Origin of the sequence: Streptomyces sp. SPB074 (genome assembly GCF_000154905.1) — a bacterium.
GTDB lineage: Bacteria > Actinomycetota > Actinomycetes > Streptomycetales > Streptomycetaceae > Streptomyces.
This window is the reverse complement of record NZ_GG770539.1, coordinates 3,319,783-3,343,415: the sequence shown is the minus strand read 5'-3', so window position 1 is coordinate 3,343,415 and position 23,633 is coordinate 3,319,783. Positions and strand designations below refer to the sequence as shown.

Genomic DNA, 23,633 nt, shown 5'->3' with positions numbered 1-23,633 from the left:
TGGCATTCGTGATCACGGACTCGACGGCTGGGCCGACGCCGGATTATGCGTCGGTGCCGCAGGCTTCCTTGAGGATGTCGAGGCTCGCTTGGTCCTTTGGCTCGGAACGCCGGAACTGGGGATGGCCAAGGTCCATCTGCAGCGCGGCGTGAAGTGGCGCGGGGTAGCGGGTCCGGTCGGACCACGAGAGTGCCTGGTGGCTGAGTCGGGCTGCGGCGACGGCGAGGGCCTCGCGCTCGTACCCGTAGCGTGTGTGCATCGGAGTGATTTCGCGCGTGGTCATGCTGTACCAGGGGGAGTTGAGCTCGTTCTCCTTGCGCTCGTCAGCGTTCTTTGACGCCTTGCCCGGGTCCGCGCGCCAGCGGGTCTTCCACTGTCCGTGGCGCTTCTTACCGTAGTTGCGGGGCTCGGTGAACAGGAACCACGGATGCCCCTCGGGTCGCTCTTCAGGGTAGTAGAGGTCGCTGGAGGTCTTAAGCGGCTTGGTGGTGCCGTTCTTCAGCTTCTCGGTGACGGATACGAGTCGCGGCATCTCGGCCTGCGCGCAATTCATGCGGATGATGCTGACGGGGTTCCAGGAAGCGGGCAGGCCGCTCCCCGGAAGCCACAGGCGCGGGTCGTTCGGGTCCGGGGGGAGGCCCTGCTTGTTGTTATGCAGGCCCGGCCATACGCGGCGGCTGGCATGGCCGTCGATCATCAGGGCGTACGGGAGCCCATCGAGCTCGTCGCTGAGCTCTTGGAGGGCGGTACGGACGTCCTCGCCGGCCTGTGCCCAACGCTGCATTTCGCCTTGGCCGTCCTGCGTGTGCAGAGGGTAGTTGGAGGCGTGGAAATTGCTCTGCGCCCGCGCATAGTGCTCCCACTGCGGGTGGATGTTGCTCCAACCGAGCATGCGCCAGGTCTCGCCGGCATTGCGGGACGGGATCACCGCGGTGGCGGTGATGATCCTCTTGGGCTGTCCCTTGTACTTGCGATCGGTGGCCTGCTTGCGGATATGGATGCCCACGAAGGCCATGCGAGGCAACGGATAGGGGTCGTCTTCAGGGTAGAGAGCACGCTCGAATCGATCGTCGATCACGCCGCACGATCGGTACAAGTCCAGCTGGCCCATGTAGACGCGGTGGTCTTCGAACGCCGCAGCGGGCCTCTTGACGGTACTGAACGACTTGGTGAACGGGTCGAAGGTGCGGCCGACCAAGAACTGAGACGGCACTCTGGCCTTTGCGAGCTCCCGTACTACCTGGTGTTTGGCGTCATTCTCGGCGAGGGCGGACTTCACCTCGGCGGGCTTCATGCCTTCATGCTCCTCCCCGCGGACGGGGAGCTCCGTCTCGCACCAGGCCGCGAGGAGCACGCCCGGTTCCGCGAACTGGCTGATGAGGGCCTCGGCGTCCGAGGCCCTCTCCTTTCCAGGACCGTGCTTCAGCAGAGCCTCGGCGTTGCAGAAGACTGCCTCGATGCCCTCCGCGAGAGGCGTGGTGTCCCTTCCGTTGGGGTTGGGGTCGATGTGTTTCGGATCGAGGCTGTAGGGGTGGGCGAGGCCATGGATCATGCGCGTAAGGGTCTCGTCTCGGTACCAGAGGCACAGGATCCGGAGCTTGGTGTAGCCGGCTGCTTCGATGGACCGCCGGATGCTATCGGGCGAGGGATTACCGATGAGGTCGATGTAATCCCCGTCGCTCTTTCGCTTCTTCTTCTCCTTCCCCTGCGCCGAGGTGGCGGGTTCGTGGAGCCGCTTGCCGAACACGTTCCCCTTCGACTTCAGCTCGAGCAGAGAGACGGTGTCGCCGAAGGCGCGCCGGATCTGGTCCTGGAGAAGAGAGAGCTGGTAGATGCCGGCGCCGGTACCGACAGCGAAGGAGTCCGTTTTGGGCATGGTCGGCCGGATGGTGCCCGGCGCGGGCGTGAGGATGTCTACCCTCTTACCGTCTTCGTCCCTCAGGTTCAGGCGGTGGCGTTCGTCGGCAACGCGCTCTTCCAAGGCTGTGAGCGCTGTCCGGTCGGCGTCGAGTTTAGCCAGGATCTCCAGCGCGTGTTTGTTCGCCTGGCGCAGGCCCCACCCGTCCAGAGAGAGGGAAAGCAGTGGGCGCTGCGTCCCTTGATCAAGCAAGGCAGTGCGCGCGTGGACCACGGTGTTGTTGACGCGGCGGATGTGTGCGTTCAGGTTCAGGACGGGGTTGGGCTCGGCAGTGTAGGTGGCCATTTTCACCGACACGCGGGACATTGCGTACTGGACTTGCGTCCGCGTGGGGTCCTTGGGACGGGCGGTGGCAGCCTCACTGAGATTGACAGGATGGGCCAGGGAGGCGAACAGCGGGCCGATGGGGTGGTCCCATGCGAGCAGGTCGCCGTCGCTGTCGGGTCGGTAATACACGGCCGCGGTGTTGGTGGACGGCCGCCAGTCGACGATGCGTTCCTTCGTCTCGCCGTCCTTCGTCTCGTACGGCTCGCGGACCGGTTCCACTTCCGTGTCCAAGAGCGGTTTAGCGGCCAGCTTCTTCGCGATGTGCCACTTCACCGCCTGATAGGCCCAGCTTTCAGGGCTGGCCGGCCTGTCGTCTTTTTTGGCGAGGATGTTCTCGGCGAGGCTGAGCGACTGCGGGGTGACGTCGGCCACGAGTTTCGCCAAGGCGGGCTCGTCCATGAACGGGATCTCGTCGAGAGGGATCTTGCGGACGATCCCTTCCAGGTAGGTGAAGACATTCTTGAGGACGGCGGGTTCGACGGGGCTGAGCGTCACCATGAACGCCAGGTCTCTGTCCAGGTACACATACCCGTCAGTGATCTGCTGGAGGACGGTGACCGCGATGGAGTACGGAATCAGGAAGGGGTCGGAGTCCTGTACGCCTGCGATCCGCTTGCTGTTGCGGTTGGCCGTGCTGCCCAGGTCACGCCAGGCTCTGCGCGTCGGCGAGTGGTAGTCACCGAAGCCCCAGACCAGGGCGGTCATGCCGTCCAGGAGCTGTGGGGTGCACTTGATCGATGTGGTGTGTGCGGTGAGATCCCGCTGCGTGCTGCGACGCCCCATGGACGGTCTTACCTCTTCTCTCGGCTTTTCTCCCTGGCAGGGAGAAAAGCCCCCGCCTGCACCAAGGGAGGGCGGGGGCAGATGTAGCTCGTTCAGAGCATCTCGCGATCGAGTCCTGCGTAGGTGAGGAATGCCTGAAGTGCTTGACCGTAGAGCTCGTTCATGATTGCCCGCTGCTCGGGGTTCCAGTCGGCATAGATCTGCTTGATGATCGTGGCCAGGTCGGAGCTGAACTTCTGGTCGTGGATGGCGTGGTCCACGATGTGCAGGGTCATGTCGGTTTCGCCGCGGCGGGCTCGGCCGGCGAGCTGGATGAGCAAGACGAGCATTCCTGCGACGAGTTCTTTGCGCAGGTCGTGGTCCATGTTGGAGAACCGGGCCGGGGAGCGGAGGATCTTGGAGAGTTGCTTCCAGGATGCTTCCCCGGCTCTGCGCAAGTCGGCCAGCGGGGTGTCGCTGCCGCCGACGGGGAGGGTGTTGACGCCGGCGGCGTTGACGCTCGCGTGCAGCCAGTCGGTGTCCTCGATGCTGAGGACGGGCCGGACACAGAGGTAGATGTCGCGGACAGCGGAGCGTGTGCCCACGACGATGTTCAGACCTCGTCCGATGACAGCGAGGGGGGCGATCAGGATTTCCCCGCGTTCGGGGAAGTCCTTCAGTTCCTCGCGGACCATCCTGTCCACATGAGGAGGCAGGTGCTCCTCGTAGTTCTGCTTCTCTGCCTTCTTCACGAGCAGGCAGACCCGGTGGTTAAGACCGTCGGCTTGCGCCACTCCGGAAGCGAGGTGGGCGGCCTGCTCGTAAGAGTTGACCGTGAGAATGGCACGGGCTCGCTCCGGCTCCCGTTTCTCCAGGTAAGCCAGGCGTCGGGCGAGCTGCTGCTCGTAAAGACCCCGCCCGAGATCTCGCAGGGCGTTGGGTTTCAGTTCCGGTGGCAGACCACCGATACGCATCGCGTCGCCGGCGCCACTGCGTACAGGGGTTGCGAGAGCGACGATGGATTCGGGGCGCGTATCGGGCAGCCACCATCGCACCGGGGCGTGGATGTGCTCTTGCACGGCCTGCGGCAGGTAGGCAGTGGCCGACAGCCCCATGACGGGACGCTGCACGCCGGCGGTCAAAAGCGATGTCAGGCCGCCGAGTTCGGAAACGAACGTATGCGGATCGCCTCCGAACGACCGGGACAGGAGCTCGGCCTCCTTCTCCTTGTTGTCCATGCCCTTAACCTGGTAGCCGTGGATGGAGCGGCCCAGCATCGCCAAGGGGTACAGGGTGGCGACCGTGCTGCTGCGCATGGTCTCAAGGATCTTGCGGACCGACCCCAGGTCCAGGTAACGCAGGGTCTGTGCCTGCGCGCGCAGTTCGTCGAGTGCGCCATCGAGTTCGCGCAGCACCGTCCGGGTGACCAGCAGGTTGATCACAGCAGCCTGCCGGTGCGCGTCGGGCACGAGCCCGAGGAGAAGCTTGCGCATCTCGTCGCGGGTGTCCGTGAGATGGTCCTGGCCGCGCTGCGCTGTGAGCGTCATCAGGGCGGTCTGAACGGCGTCCCAGTCCGCGCCTTCGGGGAGGTCGAACTCTTCCTCGTCCGGCTCAGAGCCGTACCAGCGGGCGGGCATGATTTCGTTGAGGAAGGCGAACAGCTCGGGCGGGATGTCCTCGGCCGCAGTCGCTTCGGGGAAGAGGATCTGGAGGATCTCGCGGTCCCGTGAGTGGGCCAGACGCCAGCCGGTGTTGTCGCGGCCGGCGCCGTCGGGGCCGTCCATTTCGTTGCCGGGATTCAGCTTCAGCCCACGTCCGGAGCAGAGCCACAGCAGCAGCATCTCGGCCATGAGGCGGGCATGGCTGACCGGTGAGACGAGCCCCATCTCGTGGACAACAGGAAGGTTCTTCGCGTCGGAGTCGATCTCCCGCAGTGCGGTCGTCCTCTTCCGGGAGGCGAGGGTGATTTCCGAAGTGCAGCGGCTGATCGCTGCTGTCTGGAAGGCGTCGATCTCGTCGATCACCAGGGCATCGCAGGCGCGCAGGGTCATCTCCAGGACGCTCATGCCCCGGGTGCCGCGCGCCTGACCGCGGAACTCCTGCCCGTCCAGCACGACACCGATTCGAGTGCGTCCTTCGAGCAGGTTTGCGTGGTTGGTGACGATGACGGCCGCGTTGGTGGCCCGGTAGAACTGCTGAAACTTGCCGCACGTCGGTGCGAACGGGCAGGTCAGCCGGTTGGAGCCAGTGGCCTCAGAGGTCAGCGAGGTGCAGTTCTCTTCCCCGTAGGGGTACAGGGTGGGCGGGTCCATGAGCGCCCGCTGCGCGCATCCGGTCGACAGAAGGCCGATGTCCGTCCTGGCGCGACGGTCCCACTCGTCGATCTGGGTGGAGGTGCCCAGGGCTGCATAGTCCATGGCGCGCCGGTGCATGCTTGACGGGGACATCAACGGCGTGCAGTGAGTGGGCTCGATGAGCCGCTTGATCTTGTGGAGATAGGCCAGGTCGTTATTGATGTCCCAGGCCATCTCCAAGGTGGCCCGGACGTCTGTGACGCCGAGAGCGATGCGCCGGTCGTTCAGAGCAGCCCATGAGGCCAGAACCCTCACCAGGACGGTCTTGCCGCTTCCCGTGGGAGCGTTGAGCAGCTGCAGATCGCCAGCAGTCAGGTCGAGTTCGGTCAGCGCGCCCGTCGTCGTCTTCATGCTCTTGAAGAACCGCTTGAGCACCTTGTGCAGGTAGCGGACGCTCTTGTCCTGCCCGCTGAGGGTCTTGGCGACCTCCAACAGCTGCTCCACGGTCGGTGCGACCCGGTCACGCGGCGGCCGAGTGTGCACCTGAGGCAGGAACTCATGCCCGGGTGCTTCCCGAAAGTCGGGCGTGGCCGGGATGACGATCTCCCTGCTGGTCGTGCCGTGCTCCGGGCCCAGGTAGGCAGTCCTCGTCTTCAGCTTTCCCGGGCCGGCGAATGCCTGGGCCTTGGGGCGCTTGCCGAAGGTGAAGAAGGGGCCGGTGACGCGTTGCACGTAGCCGAGAAAGTCACCTCCCATACGCGGGATCGCTGCGTCCGCACGGTGTGGATCTCCAGGTGGCAAACGCAGCGAACCTCCGGAGCGATCGGCGATGTCCGGCTCTGATGACAGGACTCCGAGCATGGCGAGCACCGAGGTCCGGAGCTTCTTCGGATCCGTCCAGTCCTGAGCCATCAGGGTCATAACCTGACGGATGAGGTTTCGCTCAGTAGTGGGCAGGTTCGCCCACTCGGACCAGGCTTGCGGCTTTCGGTGCGCGAAGAACGTGGCTTCCTCGAAGCCAGCCAGAACATGCCCCTCGTCGTCCTTGCGTGGGAAGTAGTGGGCGGCCAGCGCAAGTGCTCCGGCGAGGCCGGCCTCCGTGCCCGTCATGTCGCCGCTCATGCCTGGCCCCCCTTGGCGTGGTTGATGACCATCTCCAGGTATTCCGTCGCGGTCATCGCCGCTTTCATCCCGTGTCTGCGGCACACCGCATTGAGCTGGTCCACTTGCTCCCTGCGATGGTCAGGCACCACCAAATACTCGGCGCCGCCTCGGTCGCCGCCGTCCAGGTCGAGTTTGCTGACCAGATGGTTGGACCAGGTGTAGTCCTTGAAGTCGGCCATGAACTGGGGTTCATCGTTGTCGGCATGGGTCATCCACAGGTCGCACTGATCCCCGTTGGGCCACAGGTGCGACGTCCAGGGTGTGCCCTCGAGGCTGGCCGAGACTGCCCGATGCAGGGCCAGCTCGGGAAGTCCGGGTACCACGGTGTATCGCCATACGGGCCGCACCAGCACGACCGTTTCCTCCACCGCTCGGGCCTCCGGCATTAGCGGAACGGCACCGGTCCACAGCGGGGCGAAGCGACCCGAAGGCACTCGGCACTCGAATGTCGGGTGCAGCTCGGGAGCCGTTTTCCGGCGAGTGGTCACGACGAACTCGTATGACGCGCCCGTCTCATCGTGCCAGGGGTACAGGCAGCGTACTTGGCCGCGGATACGCCCGGTGGATCGGTCTGTCGTCACCTTCATCGGCCACTGACAGGCCGGACAGGGCCACCACCAGCCGCTGTACTGCGCGTATTGAGCGATGGGGCGGTAGAAGTCGTTCGCCCGGGAAGGCAGGCTGAGGGTAGCCAGATCCTTCCTTGGGACGGTCGGGTTCTCGACCAGCGTCCTGCGGTGCCTCTCGTAGAAGGGGCCCTTGATCGCGCTGAAGATGGATTCTTGGCTGTACTCGTCATCCAGCTTGGGCTTGGTGACCTGGCCGCTGAACTTCCCGACCTTCTCCGCGGCGCGCATGACACGTTGCGCCTCGTGCCGGAAATCGAAGCCGTCCTCGGTTGCGACGCCGTCGCTCTCCAAGAGCCGTACGCCGGCGAGTTCCTCAGCGTTGATCCACTCGGGCAGCAACCTCTCGAGGGACCCCGCCCGTTCACCGGTGAGTCTGCCCATCAATTCGTCGAAGGCGATGTGGTGTTCGGGACCACATGCCGCCATCAGAATCCCGTGGGCTTCCATGAGGCGGTCCAGACGCCGGGGACCGGTCAGCTCCCCGGCAGCCACCGCGTGTTCACACACCGCGAATGCCTTGACGATTTCCAGCAGGACATGGGTCTGCTGGACCGTGGTCGTGTCTCCGTGTCGAGTCATCGGTGGGGAGGCTACGACACCCCACTGACAATGGGCCTCGGTGTCACTCCGTCGGGTGATCAGGTGAACGTATTTGCGATCGAATCAACGTCGACGGTTGGATACAAGGACCGGTAGGTATCGATGTGGTCCTTGATATGGCATCGGCCGGAATCGGTGAGGAACCAGCGGTAGGGTCCGTGGTCCGCTCCGTCAGGGAGACGCAGAACGATGAAGCCGCGGCTGGGCGTGCGCCCGTCGGGGCTCTGACCCACGGCAAGGTAGTGCGGTCCTCGCCCAGCGAGGCTGCCGTCCACGCCTTGCGTCCCTGCCCGCGCGACACGAACCACGATCTTCCACAGCCACCGCGAGAGTAGCGCTGCAGGCGGTGCTGGAGCGGGAGTAACCCCGAGCGCTGCGCGCGCGACCGTTCTGCCGTGCCGAGTCATCTCTACGCGCGTACGCGGAACATCCCCCAGTCCATCGACGTACAGGCGATCCCGGTAAACGATGATCAGGCCCCGCCTGTCCAGTGCGCTCACGGAGGATCCCGTCCCCGGATCGTGAATGCCGGCCTCCCGGAGCCGCTCCTGGATGCGGGTGAAGCCGACAAGGTCGGCTGGCGCACTGAGTGCCAAGGTCAGTCGTCGCCACGCTGCAGCGGGCGGTTGGGCCTCCCCTGCATAGCGGCTCTGGCGCTGTTCCTCTTCTGCTTCCTGATCCTGATGGAAGATGCACGCCAGGTAGCTGCGCTGCCGCTCGTTGAGCTCACGCCAGGTTGTCAATGCGCTCTCGGACGCGTTGCGAGGTCGACGAGCTGGAAGCGCGGGGGCCGCGTCGTTAGGGCGCGTGCGGCGCCAGGCATCAATGACTACGCGGTCAGGGATTCCGTAGACCTGGGCCAGCATCCGTGCCACTCGGCCTTGGGTTTCGGGCGACAGCCAAGTCCGCCCGCGCACCGGGCGGCCACGCTCAAGGTCACGTATCTTCTCAGCGCTGATGTGCAGACCTTGCGATGCTCGTTTACGGCGAAGCAGCGAAGCGACCTCGGCGGTACTCATACCCGCCCGATGACGCAGATCCTGCAGAGTCTCGGTTCCCCGTTCGCTCGCAGTCAGGTCTTGCGCATCGCAGCGCAGCACCTTCAACAGGCGCCCGAAAGCGCGATCGCTTACCGCTTGCGTTCCGGCCTCCCAGCGGCGTACGGATGCAGGTGAGACGCCAGTGGCTTCGGCCAGCTCCTTCACGCTCATACTTCGGAACTCACGCTGCTGTCTCAGAGCGTGAGGAGTGAGGGACTGTGCCATACCTCCCAGCAAAACGCAGTCGACGGGCCGGAGCAACCACCATCCAGTGGAACAACGCCGAGCGAGTCCGCGAAGACTTCCACGGCAACGCCGAGACAACCTGAGAGGTAAGAGCGTCATCTCGGCGGACAGCGTGAGCTGCGCTTGTCCTCACCGCTGGTAGGACCATGCCTGGCCGCTCTGCCGGTACTGCTCGACAGGGATGGGCTCACTGTCGGCGGCCATACGTGCGGTGTAGAGGAGGCCGTCGAGGTGATCGATCTCGTGGTGGATCAGGCGGGCGAGTCCGCGTTCGTACGTCGTGGTGATCACCTGGCCGTCCAGGGTGCCGGCCACCACGGTGATCCACAGCGGCCGAGGGGCCAAGCCGCGTACGTCGAAGAAGGACAGGCAGCCCTCGAACTGCTCGTCCGTCTCCTCGGAGCGGTCGGTGATCCGCGGGTTCAGCAGGACGATCGCCGGAGCATCCGCGGCAGCGGGCTGGACGAGGGCGGCGGCCCTTCCGATCCCGATCTGTGGTGCCGCGAGGCCCATGCCCTTGGCGAAGGGGTGGACCTGGCCGATGCGCTCCATCGCGGTGAACAGTTTCTCGACGACCTCCTCGGCGACCTCGCGCTCGCTGGGCAGGTCGAACTCTCGGGCGCGCTCGGCGAGGACGGGTGCGCCCTCTTGGACGACGCCGAGGTCACGCATTCGCTCGCTGGGCCGCACCTGGATCACCTGAACTCTCCGTGATTCGTGTCGCGTTCGGGTCGAGCCCGGAACCGCCATTCCAGACGGTACCGGGCGTGGAGGTCTGGCGTGGACGTGCTCCAGGAGAAGACGCGTACCCCGTCCTCCTCGCGCCGGATCGGAGCGGTCCGCAGCGGCGCCGCCTCGGCCGTCATGGACGTCTCCGTGCCCCATACGGCTGGGTCGAGGCCGACGGGGAAGGCGAGTTCGACTTCGAGGTGCTCGGTGGGCAGGCGGACCGCGCGCTGGAACCAGCGGCCCCACTTCTCCTCGCCGACCGAGTAGGCGTACTCGATCCAGACCTCCTCGCCCGGGTAGAGCGGGAAGCGGCCCTGCTCGTTCTCGAACAGCAGCCACACTTCCTTGAACGCGTCGCGGTCGTGCTTCGTCTGCCACTTCATCGTCTCGCCGTGGCACGTCGCGGTCAGTGCGAGTTCGTCCCAGGTCAGCGGGTGTTCGCGGTAATGGGCGTTGGAACGCTCGGGCTCACGGGGGTAGCGGTCGACGCTGATCCGGATCAGGTAGCGGGTGATCGGCTCGCTGCCAGTGTTCCGCAACAGTCGGCGCATCGTCAGCCGGTAGTGGGTGCCGTCGAAGTCCAGGCGGGCGCCGTCGTGCGCCACGATGATCGCTGAGCCCGTCGCGTAAGGCTGCTCGGGGCGGCGCGGGGCGGGTGGAGCCGCCGCCGGGGCCGTTCGGTTCTTGGCGGCCTCGTAGTCCAGCCAGCGCTTCCAGAGGGCCTTGCCCGCGTTGAGGGTCTCCTCCGCGCGACGCGCGAAGTCCCCGGTCGGCTTGTGCCGGCCGGATTCCACGTGGCTCACGTACGACGGGTCGAAGCCCATCTTGAGGGCGAGCCCCCGCTTGGACAGACCGCGCACCTCGCGCCAGTACGCGAGCTCCGCTGCGAACGCCTCGGCGGCTTGTTCGACGGTCGGGCTGTCGTCGCGCTCGTCCATCAAGGCCCCCGCCCCGGCTGCTGGATGAGATGAATGAACCGTGAGTGATCTCGATTCATCATTCTGTCACGCTCCTGGTCGCCGGTTTCCTTCTTCTGCCAGCCCGGGTCTCCACCCGGGCCGAGAGAAGGAAGGCTCAAGCGATGCGCCTGCTGTACCTGCTCAACGTCTCCAACTCCAGTCGGCTCACTGCCGATTCCGGCTACACCTTCGCCGACATGCTCACCCCGGCTCTGGCCGACGCCGGGGTCGAGGTCACCGTGGCCGCTCCCCTCCCGGCCGGTGACGGCCGCGTGGACTTCGTGCGGACCACGTCGCCGTCGACCAAGTACCGGGCCCGCTTCGACCCGAGCGTCGGCGCCATGGTCCGGCTGTTCCGCCAGCAGCAGCCCGACGTGGTCGTGGCCAACCAGATCGAGGCCGCCCCCGCGATCCGTGCCGCGCTCCTGGAAGCCGGAGTGGACGCGAGGATCGCCGGTTACTGCCACTACCTGCCGTTCTCCTTCACCGACACCGGCCAGTTGGTGCCGGACCCCGCGATGGACGACGGTGGGCTGGGCCGCAGCGTGCTGCTGGCCTTCGCCGCCGGTCTCGCGGCCTGCGACCGCGTCCTCGTCCACTCCGGCACCGCCGCCTCGTGGACCGTCGCTGCCGCCACCCGCACCGGCATCGAGATCAGCGACAAGTTGCATGTGGTCCCCGCGCCCAGGGACGTGCGCCTGGTCCGCGACCCCGCCGAGATCACCCCGCCGGACGGCCGAGCTGTCGGCATCTACAACCACCGTCTGTACGCCCACTACGGCACCGACCGCTTCACCCGGCTCGCCCGCCACCTCGTCGCCGAGGCCCCGGTGCGGCTCACCGTGATGGACCTGTTCGGCACCCGTAGCGCCAAGCGGGTCCGGCTGGACCCGAGCCCCGAGCGGAACCTGGAGGAGCTGGCGTCCGTGGACGGCGTCGCCATCGCCTCCGACCGCGGAGACCGCATCCGTTACCGCAACCTGCTGGCCGGCGCCGACTTCGGCATCGCACCGTTCCGGCCCGGCTGCCCCTGGTCCATGTCGGTCATCGACTGCCAGGCGATGGGCCTGCCCGTGATCGGCCCTCGCATCGGCTGGCTGGCCGAGCACCTCGACCCGGAGCTGGTGTTCGACACCGACGACCAGGCCGTCCGCATCGCCGAACGCCTCGCCACCGACCCGGAGTTCTACCTGGTGCACGCCAAGCGCGCGCACGCCTCCACCAGTGACCTGACGCCCGATGCGGTGGCCGCCCGCTACCTGGAAGCGATCAAGTGACCGGCTTCGACGCGGTCCTGCTTTCCTACGACGAGCCGCTGGCCGACTCCCTGCACACTCGCCTGGCCCGCGTGCTGGGCGGAACCGTCAAGCGCCTGCACGGGGTGCGCGGGATGCGCCGCGCCTACCGGCTCACCGCCGAACTCGCCGACACCGAGCAGTTCTTCCTCGCCGACGGCGACTTCGCCATCGACCCCGCCTTCCCCGCCGGGGCGGTGGAGCCGCTGGCAGCGGGCGTGTCGATGCGGGTCTGGCAGGCCGTGAACCCGGTCAACGGCCTCACCTACGGCTACGGCGGTCTCAAGCTGATCCGCACCAGCGCACTGCGGGAGATGGGCCAGGCTGTCGACGTGCTGGCGGCGTTGCCCGGCCGGGTCGAGTTCAGCCCGGACACCGCCGGGGTCACCCTCTTCAACCAGACCCCGTTCCACGCCTGGAAGGCGGGCTTCCGGGAGTGCGCGATGCTCGCGCGCGGCAGCGAGTACGGCATGACCGACTCCTCCGCCCAGGAACGCATCGAGGCGTGGACGGCCGGCAAGGACGGCGACTTCGCCGACTACGCGGCAGCCGGGGCCCGCGACGGAATCGACTTCGCTCGTACTGCGGCCCGTGACCCCGAGCGCTTCGAGGCGCTCAACGACCCGCCCACGCTGCACCGGCACTTCGTCGCGCTGCACGGCGAGCAGGCGGTCGCCGGATGAGTACGGGCCCACTGGTCCTGATCGAGCCGCTGGCGCACCTCGGCGGCGGGCACCACCAGCGCACGCTGACGGCGCTCGCCGCTGCCCGCCCAGGTGCCGTGGTCATCGCCCCGCGGGGGGTCGCAGACGGACCCGGACCGCTGCTGCGGTCCGGCGCCCGCGTCGCCACGCGGCCGGTGGGCCCGGCGGCGAAGACTCTGCTGGCCGCAGCCCGCGCGGCGGAACGCCTTTCAACCGTCGGCAAGCGCGCCTTCCGCTCACGGCGCTGGCCGTTGCCGCTCCGCCGGCTGCCGCACCAAATCACCCTGGTCGCGCGCTGCCTCACCGAAGCCGGATGCCTGCGTACCGCACGCCGCCTCGCTTATCAGCCGACGGCCGTGGTGATCCTCAGCGCGAGCGAAGCCCTGCACGGCATGGCCGCTCTGCTCGGTGGCACCCCGCACCTGCGGTTCGTGCACGAGCTGGCTACCACCGAAGACGCGCCGGTCCGGCTGCTCGGTCGGCTCGCCCGGCGGAGCGAGAAGCGCGTGATCGCCCTATACCCGACCACCGCCGTCCGCGACCGGCTCTCCCCGGTCTTCCCCCACCTCCCAGGGCGGGTAAGGGCGTTCGCGGTCGACGACGGCCAGCCCCTCACCGCCGCCGAACGCGACGGAGCCCGCGCCGCCTTCACCATCTCCACCTCGGCAGCAGCGGTCAGCCTGATCGGCGGCTGGTGGCCCTACAAGGACATCGCCACCATCGACGCGGCCCTGGCCCGTCTCACTGAGCCGCTGCACGTCCTTGTCTGCGGCACTCCGCTGGACGACGCGGTACTCGAACGGTGGCACCGCCTGCCCCGCGTACGGGTGCATACCGTGCCCGGCCCGGTCGGCGAGGACGTACTCCGGCTGGTCTACGCCGCCGCCGACGCCGCCGTAGTGGCCCGGTGTCCCGGTACGGGCAAGGAGTCCGGCCTGGTCATGGACGCCGCCCGGCTCCGTGTCCCGCTGATCGTCTCCGACCACGACCCGGACCTGACCGAACGGCTGGCCGGGCAGCCCTGGGCGCGGGTGGTCCCGGCCGGCGACCCGTGTGCCCTTGCCGCCGCGCTCGACGCTCTGGCGGACGGGCCGCCGGAGCGGCCGGGACTGAAGGCCCCCACGGCAGTGGACATGCCGTCGGCAACCGAGCAGGCCGCCTATTTCATCGACACCTACACCGAGCTGATCAAGGAGCACCGATGATGCCCGCCGCCCCCGCCCTGGTCGCCGTGATCGGCGCGGTCGAACCGGCTCTGCTGACCGCCTGGACCGCCCACTACCGTCGCCTCGGCGTCGAGCGCTTCCACCTCGCCTTCCACTTCGCCGAGCACGTCCCGGACGCCTGGCGTCGCCAACTGCTGGACACCGCCTGGGAACTCGGCCTACCCACAAGCCTGGTCAGCACCGGGCCGTGGCACGAGCACACCAACACCGAACTGCGCGACGCTCTGCGCGAGCAGGCAGGCCCCGGCTGGCACCTGCTCGCCGACTCCGACGAGTTCCAGACCTACCCGGCCGCGCTCAACGACGTGGCGGCGGAGGCCGAGGAGAACGGCCGGGCAGTGGTGGGCGGCCTGATGCTCGACCGAGTCAGCGCGGACGGCAGACTCGCGCTCTGGCGGCCCGAGAGCGGGCTTGACAGGACCTTTCCGCTCGGCGGCCACCTCACCCACCGTCTCCTGCAGGGCGACCCTCGCAAGATCGTCCTCGCCCTCTCGGACGTCACCGTCGCCTCCGGCAACCACCGCGCACCCGGCCGCAAGCCCGACTCGCAGGCCCTCGCCTGCGTCCACCACTTTAAGTGGCGCTCCGGTGTTCTGGACGACCTCCGCCGCCGTGTCGACCGCTTCGCCTCCGGCGCATGGAGCGAGCAGAGCCCCGCCGTCCGGGACGAGGCCGGCCGCCTGCTGGAGCACGTCGACCGCCACAACAGGCGCATCGATGTCTCCGACCCGCGCCTCGGCTTCCGCCACGTCACCCTGGAGCGGATGCCCCACGGCTGGGCCACCGAAGCCGCCCGGATCGCCACCGCCTGGCGACCGCCCCGTCAGAGCCGGCCCGGCTCCACGATCTCCTCGCCCTCGCCGTGAGGCGCCTCGAAGCGGGCGAAGAAGTCGTCCAGCGCCTCGGGGGTCACGATCAGCGCGTTCGCGTCCCCCCGCTGGTTGCGCTCGGCCAGCCTGCGCAGCAGTTCGTCCCGCTCGACCGGGAAGTACAGCAGGCGCCACCGACCGCCGGCCGACTCCACCAGTTCCTTCATCGTGTCGCGGTCTTTGCGCGGCCACAGCCCGTGGTCCCACACCACGTCCCGGCCCTCGGAGACCAACTCGACCAGCCGGGAATGCAGTTCGGCGACGACCGGGGCCTCCTTCTCGAAGTAGGTGTTCTCGGGATAGTCGACGCCGTACCGGCCGTGCCGCTCGTGGACGACCTCGTCCACCGACAGCCGTACCGCCCCCTGCGGCTCCAGCTCCCGCCGGGCGTAGGTCGTCTTCCCCGAACCGGTGATCCCCACCAGCAGGAACACCACCGGAGCACTCTCGGTCACCGGGAACTCCCTTCACCACCACCCATGGTCACCAGCAAGTCTGCCACCACGGCCTACTCAGGAACCGCCTTCCGCCCTCTCCGCCACCTGAAGGAGCACACGCGTGCCCGCCTCCGCACTCGCCCGCCTGCTGCGGGCCTACGTCCGCCACACTCCCGGAACGATCGGCAAGGCCCAGCTCGTCGACCGCTTCCTCGACGACCACCTGCGAACCCGTCCGCTCGACACCAAGGCCCGGTTGCGCTCGGGTGACCTGGTCACCGTCACCACCAGCGACGTCATCCAGCGCTACCAGTACCTCTTCGGCGAGTGGGAGCCGAACCTGAGCGCATTTCTGCGCGACCGCCTGCGGCCGGGGGACACCTTCATCGATGTCGGGGCTCACCGCGGCGCGTTCAGCCTCCTGGCCTCCCACACGGTCGGACCGACCGGCCGAGTCGTCGCCATCGAGCCCACCCCGCAGTTCTACGACGACCTCACCAGCGCGGCCACCGCCAACCACCGGACCAACATCCGCCCCGTCCGCGCCGCCGCCACCGACCACACCGGCACGCTGGCCCTGTACCTGGAGGACCCGGCCAACCTCGGCCACACCACCGCCACCCAGCCCCGCCACTTCCACTCCACCTTCGCCGTGCCGGCCGCACCACTCACCGAACTCCTCGACCAGACCGAGCTCGCCACCGCCCGAGTCATCAAGATCGACGTCGAGGGCGCCGAGGCAGCGGCGGTCAGGGGGCTGCGGCCCGCACTGCCCCATCTGCGTGCGGACGTGGAGCTGGTCGTGGAAGTCACCCCCAAGCTCCTGGCCAAGCAGGGAGAGAGCGCCACCGGCATCATCGCCACCCTGCGCGAGCACGGCTTCCACCCGTACACGCTCACCAACGACTACGACCCGGCCACGTACCCCCGAGCCATGCGCCGACCGAAGTCGCCCGTCCGGTGCGCCGAGCCCCCGAAGCACATGACCGACCTCGTCTTCTCGCGCACCGACGCCGCCCGGCTCACGCTCGGGCGCCGAGCGACCAGGCTGTCCTAGCTGCGGAGCCAGTCTCAGTTCCCCGGACCACCGGAATCCTCAGGCACTTCACCAAGGAGTGGCACCGTGACCACCACCAACGTCATGAACAGCCGCAACGTGGTCAGCGTGATCGTCCACGACCGGAACAACCGCACGATCGCCGCCGTGCTCTACGCCGCCCGCAACTGGTCTCCGCAGCCCGCCTGGACCCTCCCCGGCGGCAAGGCCGAGCCCGGTGAGTCCTTGGACGAGTCCGCCGCACGCGAACTTGAGGAGGAGACCGGCCTGCTCGTCGACCCGGCCGATCTCGTACTCGTCCAGGTCATTCACGTAGAGCAGGGCTTTGACCAGGCCGGGCAGTTCGTCCTCTTCGTCTTCGCCACCGAGAAGTGGACCGGCGAACTGACCAACACCGAGCCGGACAAGCATCTGGCCGCCCGGTGGGTGGCGGCAGATTGTTTCCCCGAACCGGCGTTCCCGACCTCCGCGCAGGCACTGGCCGCCTACCACGAGGGAGGTCCCTCGTTCGTTCGCCACGGATGGCCGGTCACCGCGCAGTAGGCGGAGGCGGGCCCCACCAAGTCCTTTCGCCATGCTCGCGCTCGGAGATTCAGTCGGTCCTCCGTTGGGTGTCAGCGTCGGCGTGCAGGGGCGCTGGCGGTCCTTGGCGCCGGTCGGCACGGCGGGTGTGTGTGGGGGCGTGGCCTGCGGGGGGCTGCTGTCGTGAACTCGGGCAGCCTGGACTCGCTCGACGATGCGGTCGGCGGTGGCGTTGCGGAGCCCGGGACGGCTGCCGGAGAACACCCGAGCCGGGCAGGCCGGGCGGAGAATGGAACCAACCTGGGGTACTCCGAGGGGGCGCGGTGCGGCGCCGGGCCGGAATCCGCAGAGCTTGGGGAGCCGTAGACGTGACACAACGTAGGCGCGTCGTCGTCGGAGCGGGCGTCGCCGGGCTCACCACCGCGATCGTTCTCGCGGAGGCGGGACTGGCGGTGCACGTGGTGGCCGAGGAGATCCCGGGGGTCACGTCGTTGGCGGCGGGGGCGATGTGGGGCCCGTACCTGGTCGAGCCGAAGGCCAAGGTGGACGAGTGGAGCCGACGGTCGCTGGAGGTCTTCCGGGAGCTGGCGGGCGACCCGGCGACGGGCGTACGGCTGACGAGCGGCGTCGAGGCATCGCGTACGGCGGAGGCTCCACCGGAGTGGGCGACGACGCTGCCGGACTACCGGTCGTGCGGGCCGGCCGAGCTGCCGCCGGGGTTCACGGCCGGATACCGGTTCACCGTCCCGCTGATCGACATGCCCGTCTACCTGGGGTACTTGCTACGCCGGCTGGAGGCGGCCGGAGGGACGGTCGAGCAGCGGCGCGTGACCTCGCTCGCGCAGGCGGGACCGGCCGACGTGATCGTGAACTGCTCGGGGATGGGGGCGCGGGAGCTGACCCCGGACGCTGATCTACGGCCGATTCGCGGTCAGCACGTCGTGGTCGAGAACCCGGGCCTGACGGAGTTCTTCTCGGAGGACACGGGAACCTCGTCGGAGCTGCTGTGCTTCTACCCCCACGGGAAGACAGTTGTGTTGGGCGGTACGGCAGTGGATGGCGAGGGTGGCCTCGCGGGCGACGACGAGGCGGCGGCCGGGATTCTGGCCCGGTGCGCGGAGGTCGAGCCGCGACTGGCCGGGGCGCGCGTTCTGGAGCACCGGGTCGGAGCCAGGCCGACCCGCGCCGCCGTGCGCGTGGAGGAGGAGCGGGCGACGGGCGGGGCGCGGGTCGTGCACAACTACGGGCACGGGGGCGCGGGGGTGACGTTGTCGTGGGGGTGCGCGGGGAAGGTGCTCGACTTGGTGAGCCGTGGGCGCGGGGCGCCGTGATCTCTGGGACTCCGTGTCGGTGATGACTCCAGCCGATGGTTTCAGCGGTGCCGTGTGCGGCTGGGCGCGGGAGCGAGGGCCGGGGCTCCCTCGGGTGGGGTGGAGCTGGCGGCGCGACGAGTCTTACGGGCGGGAGCCTTGGGCGCGTCGGCTGACAATGCGCCCAAGTGCCGTATGCGCCAGAGCAGGACGTCGCTGACGTCCTTGGCCGAGTCCAGCTCGCGTCGCGCCGCCGCCTTGCGGAGCAGGGCGCGCGGATCGCCGCCCCCGCGTCGCACCTCGTCGAGGGTCGCCGCAAGCGCGGGCCAGCCTGGCTCGGCGAGGACGCGGTCGGCGAGTTCCGGGAGGGCGTTGTGGAGGGTGGCGGCGTGGTGGCGGCGCTGGGTGGGGGTGAGCACGGTGCCGTTCTTGTGGAGGCGGGCAAGCGGTGCGGCGGCGGCCGTTCGGTAGGCGGCGCGCAGGTGCTCAGCGGCCCGATGGGCCGCTTCGGCTTGCTGCTCGTGGTGCTTGGTCGCGTGCCAGCGGGCTGCGGCGGTGACCAGGAAGACGAGCATGTCCAGCGCCATCGCTGTGGCGGCTCCCTCCTCGCCCCGGCCGAAGGCCGGGCCGCTGTGGACGAGGTCGCGGGCCGCTCGGCGCAGCGCTTGGCTGTGGCCGTGGGCGGCGCGGATGTGGGAGCGGGAGGCGCGTTCGTAGGCGGTCGCGGCGGCGCGTAGGTGCTGGCGGGTGTGCGCGGCAGAGGTCTGGGCGAGGGCGTCGAGGACTTCTCCGGTGGCGGCGACGTGCGCGGCGACCACGGTGTCCTCTCCGTGGTCGATGACGAGGAGCGCTTCCCAGGCGGCGGTCATGGTGCGGCGGCGTGCGAGCGCGGGGCCGTTGGTCACGGGGAGATCCGTCCGCCGCGTACTCTCCGGCGCGGCCCAGCGGGCGCGGATGCGCGGGAGGGAGAGGTCGGGGGCGAGCTTGGAGCCGGAGTACCAGACAGGTTCGTTCTTGCCGTTGCGGTCGCCGGGCTGGGCGACGGTGTAGCCGATGACGTCGCCCGAGGGGGGCGACGCGCGTGCGGACGCGCAGGCCGGCCTCGGAGAGGCGGCGGAAGAACTCCGCGTCGCTGGACGCGCCCGCGACGGCGCTCCGGACGGCTTGGCGGAGCTCTTCGCGGGGTGTGCGGTCACGGTTCCTGCGGGCGGCCTTGTGCTGTTCGGCGGGAGTGGGGCGCTTCGCGGCGGTGCCGTCGCCCGTCCTCACGCGGCGCAGCCCGTAGTCCTTCTCGATGGCGCGGCACTCGGTCTGCGCGCGCTTGGCGGAGAGGTGGTGGCGGGGGCGGCGGCCGTCCTCGCGTACGAGGGTCGCGACGAGGTGGATGTGGTCGTCGGCGTGGCGGACGGCTGCCCAGCGGCAGCCCGCGCCGTCGCCGGGGTCGATGCCAGTGGCGGCGACGACGCGGCGCGCGATGTCGGCCCACTCGGCGTCCGTGAGGGTCCTGTCTTCGGGGGCGGCGCGTACGGAGGCGTGCCAGACGTGGCCGGCGGGGCGGGTGTCGGCGGGCAGGAGGTGCAGCGGCTCGTCGAGGAGGCGGGCGAGGTCGGCGCGGGTGGTGTCCGGGTCACGGCCGGGGTCGGGGGCTTGGTGGTCGAAGGAGGCGACGAGGTGCGGGTCGGTGTGCTCCTCGCGGCGGCCCGGCCCGTAGAGGTAGGCGAGGAGGCGGGCCGTGTCGCGGCCCTGCTTGTGGAGGGACGGGATCACCGGGCCGGCCCGCCCGCGTCCGGGCCGGTCATGCGGGCGGTCAGCCGCCTTATCCCCTCGGCGGCCTGGCGGACGGCGGTGAGGGTGGTCTCCACGCCGGTCGGGTAGACGCCGCTGTTCAGGGCGTGGGCGACCTGGTTGAGGTTGTTGCCGATGTGGCCGAGCTGGCGTTGCAGGCTGAAGAGTGCGGTCAGGGTGTCGCGTCGGTCGGCGATGGTGGCGGCGGTGCGGTCGAGGTCGCTGGCGGCGGCGAGGCCGCTGTGCGCGAGGAATCCGGCCACGCTCATCCCGACCGTTTCTGCCGCCGTGCTGACGGCCGCGAGTTCGGACGCGCTGAGGCGGACGCTGTGCGCGCGGCGCTGCTCGCGCTCGCGGATACGGGCCTTGGCCCGGCGCCCTCCCCGCCGCGCACCGCCCTCGGTCGCCGCCTCCCGTGCCCCCTGGCGCGGGAGCGGGCCCGCCACCCCTGGGGCGGGCTCTGGTTCGGACGCGCCCCCCACGGGGGAGTGTCCGAACCTACAACTTGCTCCGCCTGAACGGTCGGTGGACGACTGCGGCTGCTTGGACGGGGCGGGGGTGTCGCGGTGCTGCTGGTGCATGGCGCTCCTTCAAGGGGGTTCAGTCGGTGGGGCGTTTCAGTTCGGCCTTGAGCTGGCGGACGATCTCGCCCGCGTGGTCGCTGGCGACGCTGTATCCGGCCTCGCGCACGGCCTTCTCCAGGAGGTCGCGGGACAGGCGGCCCCGCGCGGCGTGGATCTCGTGGGCGACGCGGCGCAGGTGGTCGTCTGAGGCGCGGGGCTTGCGGCCCGGGGAGCGGTGAGGCTCGGGAGCCGTACCGGTGGCGGGCGGACGCGTCCCGCCACGCCCGTCCGGCTTCTCCGGGCGGACGGTGTCGTCGGGCCGGGCTGTTTCCGGGCGGGCGACAGGCTGAAAGGGCGCTCCGCCCGGGTGCTCCCGAGGCCCGTCCGCTGCCCGCCCGGCTGTGCTCACCTGCGTGGGGCCGGGCCGCCCGCCCGTCCCCGCCCAACGCGCGGGCAGGTCGACGGTCGCCAGATCAGCGGCCTGACGGCGGGTCGCGAGCTGCCGGAGGAACTGCCCGTCGCGGGTGGGATCGGCGTCGATCCCCGCCCGTGCGAGCGCCCGCGACAAGCGGCGGACCACGCGCCGCCCGGACCGCCTCGCCCTCCGCCCGGGCGGCATCTCCGAGAGCCGGGCGGCCAGGGCGACGGCCCGCCGCGCCGCCCGGTCCTGGACGATCTGCTCGGCTCCCCGGTCCTGCTCGACGATCCCGAGCCGGGCCAGCAGCCGCTCACGCCCCTGCCGTACGAGGACCGCGCCCAGCCCGCGCGACGCGGCGTCGGGCGCGCGGTGCCGGAGCTCGATGCCCATCGCCGAGTGCCAGAGCACGGCGGCCATCACGGGTCCGACGAAGGCCCGCACCGTACCCCCGACAGGCCCGGACTCGGCGTACGCGGGAAGTGTCTGCACGGCGGTGATCACCCACACCAGGACCCCGGGCAGCCCGGCCGCCCGCCTCGGCCCGTGCAGGTTCTGCCGCGCCAGCAGCGCCATCGCGAACAGCGCGAGCTCGGCGGCGCCGAACATCACCGTCCGCTCAACACCGTCCCGCATGTCGAGGTGGTGCGCCGCGAACCGCCAGCTCGTGTCCGCGCTGTACGCGGTGCAGCACGCGGCGGCGAGCGCGGCGACCTTCACCGCGACCGTGCCGCGCCCGCCCGTACGGACTCGCCGGAGACGGCCGGCGGCGAGGAGGGCGACCGCGACGAGCACTCCGCCGACCGCGAGCGGCGCGGTTCCGAGCGGGTTGGTCACGCCGCCTCCCGCTCGCCGCGCGCCACGGCGAGGTCGCGGCGCGTCGGGTGCGGGGTGGCCCGGCGTGCGTTGCCCCGCGCCCGCCCGTCCGGGCTGACCCGGCGGCTGCGGCACGCCTCGCCCGCCCGCGCCCGGCACCACGGGCACGGGACGCCGAGCGCGTCCGGGAGCCCCTCCCATACGGCCGCCTCCCGCGCGGTACGGGCCGGGCGGTACGGAGCGAGCGCGGCCCGCGCCTCGGCGGGGATGCGGGACCCGACGGAGCCGAGACGAGCCGCGACGTCGCGGTGCGGGCCCCCGCTCGTGAGCTGCCGATGCGACGCGGGGGCGGCCTCACCGGCCGCCACGGCCCCCCGCGTACGGGCCAGTTCGGCCTGCCACGCGGCCGTGTCGTCGGGGTCGGCGGCCGGGGTCGGATCGGTGTGCCGGTCGAGACGGTCGCGGCGGTGCGCGCGCCAGGCGCGGGCGATGTCCACGGGCAGCGGCGGGTACGGCGAGGCGAGCACCTGCGCGCGCACCGTCTCGCGGACGTCCCAGCCCTGGCCGGTGGTGAAGGGTATGTCGTGCAGCAGCTCGTGCCACTGGGCGAGCTGGTCGCGGGTCTCACCCGGGTCCGTGCGGATGGTGCGGGGGTCGAGGCGGCCGAGGTAGGCGAGGACTGCGGCGATCTCGTTGCGTTCCATGGTGGCGGTCACTCCGTTCCTGTCGGTTCGGCGAGGGCGTCGAGGAGGGCTTGCAGGTGGGCATCGGCTCGGGTCATGCCGGTGGCGGGCCGTGCGCCACCGAGGGCCGGGGTGGGCTGCGGCGGGGCGGGGGTGTGTTCTCGGGCGATCCACGCACGCCAGTCGGCAGCCCAGGCGGCGGCCGGGCGGGGCGTGCTGGTCACCCGGTAGGCGCGCCATTTGTCGTCGGCGGCGCGCAGCCCCGCCTCACCGAGGCGGGCGAGGTGCCCGGCCCGGCGGGACCACTCCCGGGAGGCGGCGTCGGTCTCCCACTGAGCGGCGGGGATCGGGGCGGGACTGCTGCTGTACCTACCGTTCACCTTCGGTTCACTACGGTTCTGGGGGCCGGAAAACGCACCCCCAGCGGGCCGGAATCCGCTCCCCGAGGGGGCCGTTATCCGTGCCCCCGGGTCGCGATCCGCACCCTCGACCGGTTCGTGTTCCGGACCGGAGGAGGGCGGGGCCGATTCCCCGGCCCTCGACGGCTGCTCGGGTCCGGTCGCGGCCAGCGGCAGGCGGTAGTACGTCTCGCCGCGCGGCCCCTTGCGCCCCGCGATCTGCTCCAGCTCACCAGCGGCGACGAGCTTCGCGAGGGCTGCGCGCACGGCCGTACGGGAGGCGTTGGCGCGCTTCATGAGGCTCGGCACGGACGCGTACGCGACACACCGGCCGTCGCAGCAGCGGTCGGCGATCAGGGCGAGGACCAGGCGGGCGGTCCCCTTGCTGGTGCTGTGCTCCCACACCCACTCGCGGGCGTCGTGGCTCATCGGGGCGGCTCCTTCGGCAGGGCAGGCAGGCGCGACGGCCCGCGTACGGGCTCGCGCGAAGATCAGGGGGGTGGGGGCGGCATCGCCCAAGGGGTGGACGGCGGCTACGTATCCGCAGACCAGAGGGCTGTCGGCACCCGGCGTCCCGGGCCCCACACCAACACAGCCACACCCTCGCGCGAAGATCCACTACTACGCCGAGAAACCCCACAGCTCACGGCGAACAGGTCTCGGAGCCCCGGCTGACGTCGTGACCCGGTTCGTCAGCTGATGAAGATGATCTGGAGCCACACGACGGCCTGAGCCTGCCTGGGCATCGGTGATGGCGGGTGAGGGGGCGAAGGCCTCGGGGCGGCGCTGGGCTGCCTGAGTCAGCCGGAGAGCGAGAGGTGAGCCGCGAGACGCGCCGCGCTGCGTGGACTGATCGTGGTGGTGAATCCCGCGCACACCCGCCGG

The 23,633-nt window shown here is 69.8% G+C and carries 18 protein-coding genes and 1 pseudogene; 7 read left to right on the top strand and 12 right to left on the bottom strand.

Features of this window, described 5'->3' with window-relative positions; genetic code table 11:
- Positions 1 to 43: 43 nt before the first annotated feature.
- The 6 genes from SSBG_RS13795 to SSBG_RS13770 all read right to left on the bottom strand — a co-directional run bounded on the left by SSBG_RS13795 (position 44) and on the right by SSBG_RS13770 (position 10,647).
- Complete coding sequence (locus tag SSBG_RS13795; protein WP_234010521.1) at positions 44 to 2,950, bottom strand: RNaseH domain-containing protein; 2,907 nt, start codon at positions 2,948 to 2,950, stop codon at positions 44 to 46.
- 170 nt (positions 2,951 to 3,120) lie between these two features.
- The gene (locus SSBG_RS13790; protein ID WP_037869715.1) at positions 3,121 to 6,423 is read right to left on the bottom strand and encodes a hypothetical protein; all 3,303 of its coding nucleotides are present in this window, start codon (positions 6,421 to 6,423) and stop codon (positions 3,121 to 3,123) included.
- The gene (locus SSBG_RS13785; RefSeq protein WP_050776768.1) at positions 6,420 to 7,673 is read right to left on the bottom strand and encodes a hypothetical protein; all 1,254 of its coding nucleotides are present in this window, start codon (positions 7,671 to 7,673) and stop codon (positions 6,420 to 6,422) included. The genes SSBG_RS13790 and SSBG_RS13785 overlap by 4 nt, the downstream gene beginning before the upstream one ends.
- Before the next feature lie 59 nt (positions 7,674 to 7,732).
- Positions 7,733 to 8,959 carry a helix-turn-helix domain-containing protein gene (locus SSBG_RS31150; RefSeq protein WP_037869714.1) on the bottom strand — a complete coding sequence of 409 codons (1,227 nt, stop codon included), beginning with the start codon at positions 8,957 to 8,959 and terminating at the stop codon, positions 7,733 to 7,735.
- 150 nt (positions 8,960 to 9,109) lie between these two features.
- A complete protein-coding gene (locus SSBG_RS13775; protein WP_199781367.1) occupies positions 9,110 to 9,679 on the bottom strand; it encodes a peptide deformylase in 570 nt (189 codons plus the stop codon).
- Entirely contained in the window at positions 9,676 to 10,647 is a 972-nt protein-coding gene (locus SSBG_RS13770) for a helix-turn-helix domain-containing protein (RefSeq protein ID WP_037869713.1), read from the bottom strand. The genes SSBG_RS13775 and SSBG_RS13770 overlap by 4 nt, the downstream gene beginning before the upstream one ends.
- Positions 10,648 to 10,790: 143 nt before the next feature.
- Here SSBG_RS13770 and SSBG_RS13765 point away from each other — a divergent pair, with 143 nt between their 5' ends.
- The 4 genes from SSBG_RS13765 to SSBG_RS13750 are packed head-to-tail and all read left to right on the top strand — an operon-like array spanning position 10,791 to position 14,759.
- Entirely contained in the window at positions 10,791 to 11,945 is a 1,155-nt protein-coding gene (locus SSBG_RS13765; RefSeq protein WP_037869712.1) for a glycosyltransferase family 4 protein, read from the top strand.
- Entirely contained in the window at positions 11,942 to 12,646 is a 705-nt protein-coding gene (locus SSBG_RS13760; RefSeq protein WP_008746727.1) for a hypothetical protein, read from the top strand. Before SSBG_RS13765 ends, SSBG_RS13760 begins: the two co-directional genes overlap by 4 nt.
- Positions 12,643 to 13,872, top strand: coding sequence for a glycosyltransferase (locus SSBG_RS13755; protein WP_008746726.1), 1,230 nt, complete (start codon positions 12,643 to 12,645; stop codon positions 13,870 to 13,872). The genes SSBG_RS13760 and SSBG_RS13755 overlap by 4 nt, the downstream gene beginning before the upstream one ends.
- The gene (locus SSBG_RS13750) at positions 13,872 to 14,759 is read left to right on the top strand and encodes a glycosyltransferase family 2 protein (protein ID WP_234010519.1); all 888 of its coding nucleotides are present in this window, start codon (positions 13,872 to 13,874) and stop codon (positions 14,757 to 14,759) included. The genes SSBG_RS13755 and SSBG_RS13750 overlap by 1 nt, the downstream gene beginning before the upstream one ends.
- Here the strand turns inward: SSBG_RS13750 and SSBG_RS13745 are convergent.
- Positions 14,717 to 15,217, bottom strand: coding sequence for an AAA family ATPase (locus SSBG_RS13745; RefSeq protein ID WP_008746724.1), 501 nt, complete (start codon positions 15,215 to 15,217; stop codon positions 14,717 to 14,719). The two genes, SSBG_RS13750 and SSBG_RS13745, sit on opposite strands and share 43 nt — an antisense overlap.
- 103 nt (positions 15,218 to 15,320) lie before the next feature.
- On the opposite strand from SSBG_RS13745, the gene SSBG_RS13740 reads away from it, so the two are divergent.
- The 3 genes from SSBG_RS13740 to SSBG_RS13730 all read left to right on the top strand — a co-directional run bounded on the left by SSBG_RS13740 (position 15,321) and on the right by SSBG_RS13730 (position 18,109).
- Positions 15,321 to 16,256, top strand: coding sequence for an FkbM family methyltransferase (locus tag SSBG_RS13740; RefSeq protein WP_008746723.1), 936 nt, complete (start codon positions 15,321 to 15,323; stop codon positions 16,254 to 16,256).
- Between the two features lie 66 nt (positions 16,257 to 16,322).
- The gene (locus SSBG_RS13735; RefSeq protein ID WP_008746722.1) at positions 16,323 to 16,799 is read left to right on the top strand and encodes an NUDIX domain-containing protein; all 477 of its coding nucleotides are present in this window, start codon (positions 16,323 to 16,325) and stop codon (positions 16,797 to 16,799) included.
- Between the two features lie 347 nt (positions 16,800 to 17,146).
- On the top strand, positions 17,147 to 18,109 hold the full coding sequence (locus SSBG_RS13730; protein ID WP_008746721.1) for an FAD-dependent oxidoreductase: 963 nt from the start codon (positions 17,147 to 17,149) through the stop codon (positions 18,107 to 18,109).
- Positions 18,110 to 18,150: 41 nt separating this feature from the next.
- Here SSBG_RS13730 and SSBG_RS13725 read toward each other — a convergent pair.
- The 5 genes and pseudogenes from SSBG_RS13725 to SSBG_RS13705 form a co-directional block, all read right to left on the bottom strand.
- Positions 18,151 to 19,855: pseudogene (locus SSBG_RS13725) on the bottom strand (relaxase/mobilization nuclease domain-containing protein).
- The gene (locus tag SSBG_RS36150) at positions 19,852 to 20,454 is read right to left on the bottom strand and encodes a MobC family plasmid mobilization relaxosome protein (protein ID WP_420790273.1); all 603 of its coding nucleotides are present in this window, start codon (positions 20,452 to 20,454) and stop codon (positions 19,852 to 19,854) included. Before SSBG_RS36150 ends, SSBG_RS13725 begins: the two are co-directional and overlap by 4 nt.
- A gap of 19 nt (positions 20,455 to 20,473) precedes the next feature.
- Positions 20,474 to 21,688 (bottom strand): hypothetical protein, encoded by a 1,215-nt coding sequence (locus tag SSBG_RS13715; protein WP_037869709.1) that lies wholly within the window; start codon positions 21,686 to 21,688, stop codon positions 20,474 to 20,476.
- Complete coding sequence (locus SSBG_RS13710; protein ID WP_037871443.1) at positions 21,685 to 22,371, bottom strand: hypothetical protein; 687 nt, start codon at positions 22,369 to 22,371, stop codon at positions 21,685 to 21,687. Before SSBG_RS13710 ends, SSBG_RS13715 begins: the two co-directional genes overlap by 4 nt.
- A gap of 8 nt (positions 22,372 to 22,379) precedes the next feature.
- Positions 22,380 to 23,177, bottom strand: coding sequence for a DNA-binding protein (locus SSBG_RS13705; protein ID WP_037869705.1), 798 nt, complete (start codon positions 23,175 to 23,177; stop codon positions 22,380 to 22,382).
- Positions 23,178 to 23,633: the final 456 nt, after the last annotated feature.

Bases quoted from the DNA above. Each gene is read 5' to 3' on its own strand.
- SSBG_RS13795 (WP_234010521.1), bottom strand. From the start codon at position 2,950: ATGACCGCCCTGGTCTGGGGCTTCGGTGACTACCACTCGCCGACGCGC.
- SSBG_RS13790 (WP_037869715.1), bottom strand. From the start codon at position 6,423: ATGAGCGGCGACATGACGGGCACGGAGGCCGGCCTCGCCGGAGCACTT.
- SSBG_RS36150 (WP_420790273.1), bottom strand. From the start codon at position 20,454: ATGCACCAGCAGCACCGCGACACCCCCGCCCCGTCCAAGCAGCCGCAG.
- SSBG_RS13770 (WP_037869713.1), bottom strand. From the start codon at position 10,647: ATGGACGAGCGCGACGACAGCCCGACCGTCGAACAAGCCGCCGAGGCG.
- SSBG_RS13785 (WP_050776768.1), bottom strand. From the start codon at position 7,673: ATGACTCGACACGGAGACACGACCACGGTCCAGCAGACCCATGTCCTG.
- SSBG_RS31150 (WP_037869714.1), bottom strand. From the start codon at position 8,959: ATGGCACAGTCCCTCACTCCTCACGCTCTGAGACAGCAGCGTGAGTTC.
- SSBG_RS13750 (WP_234010519.1), top strand. From the start codon at position 13,872: ATGCCCGCCGCCCCCGCCCTGGTCGCCGTGATCGGCGCGGTCGAACCG.
- SSBG_RS13710 (WP_037871443.1), bottom strand. From the start codon at position 22,371: ATGGAACGCAACGAGATCGCCGCAGTCCTCGCCTACCTCGGCCGCCTC.
- SSBG_RS13705 (WP_037869705.1), bottom strand. From the start codon at position 23,177: ATGAGCCACGACGCCCGCGAGTGGGTGTGGGAGCACAGCACCAGCAAG.
- SSBG_RS13755 (WP_008746726.1), top strand. From the start codon at position 12,643: ATGAGTACGGGCCCACTGGTCCTGATCGAGCCGCTGGCGCACCTCGGC.
- SSBG_RS13765 (WP_037869712.1), top strand. From the start codon at position 10,791: ATGCGCCTGCTGTACCTGCTCAACGTCTCCAACTCCAGTCGGCTCACT.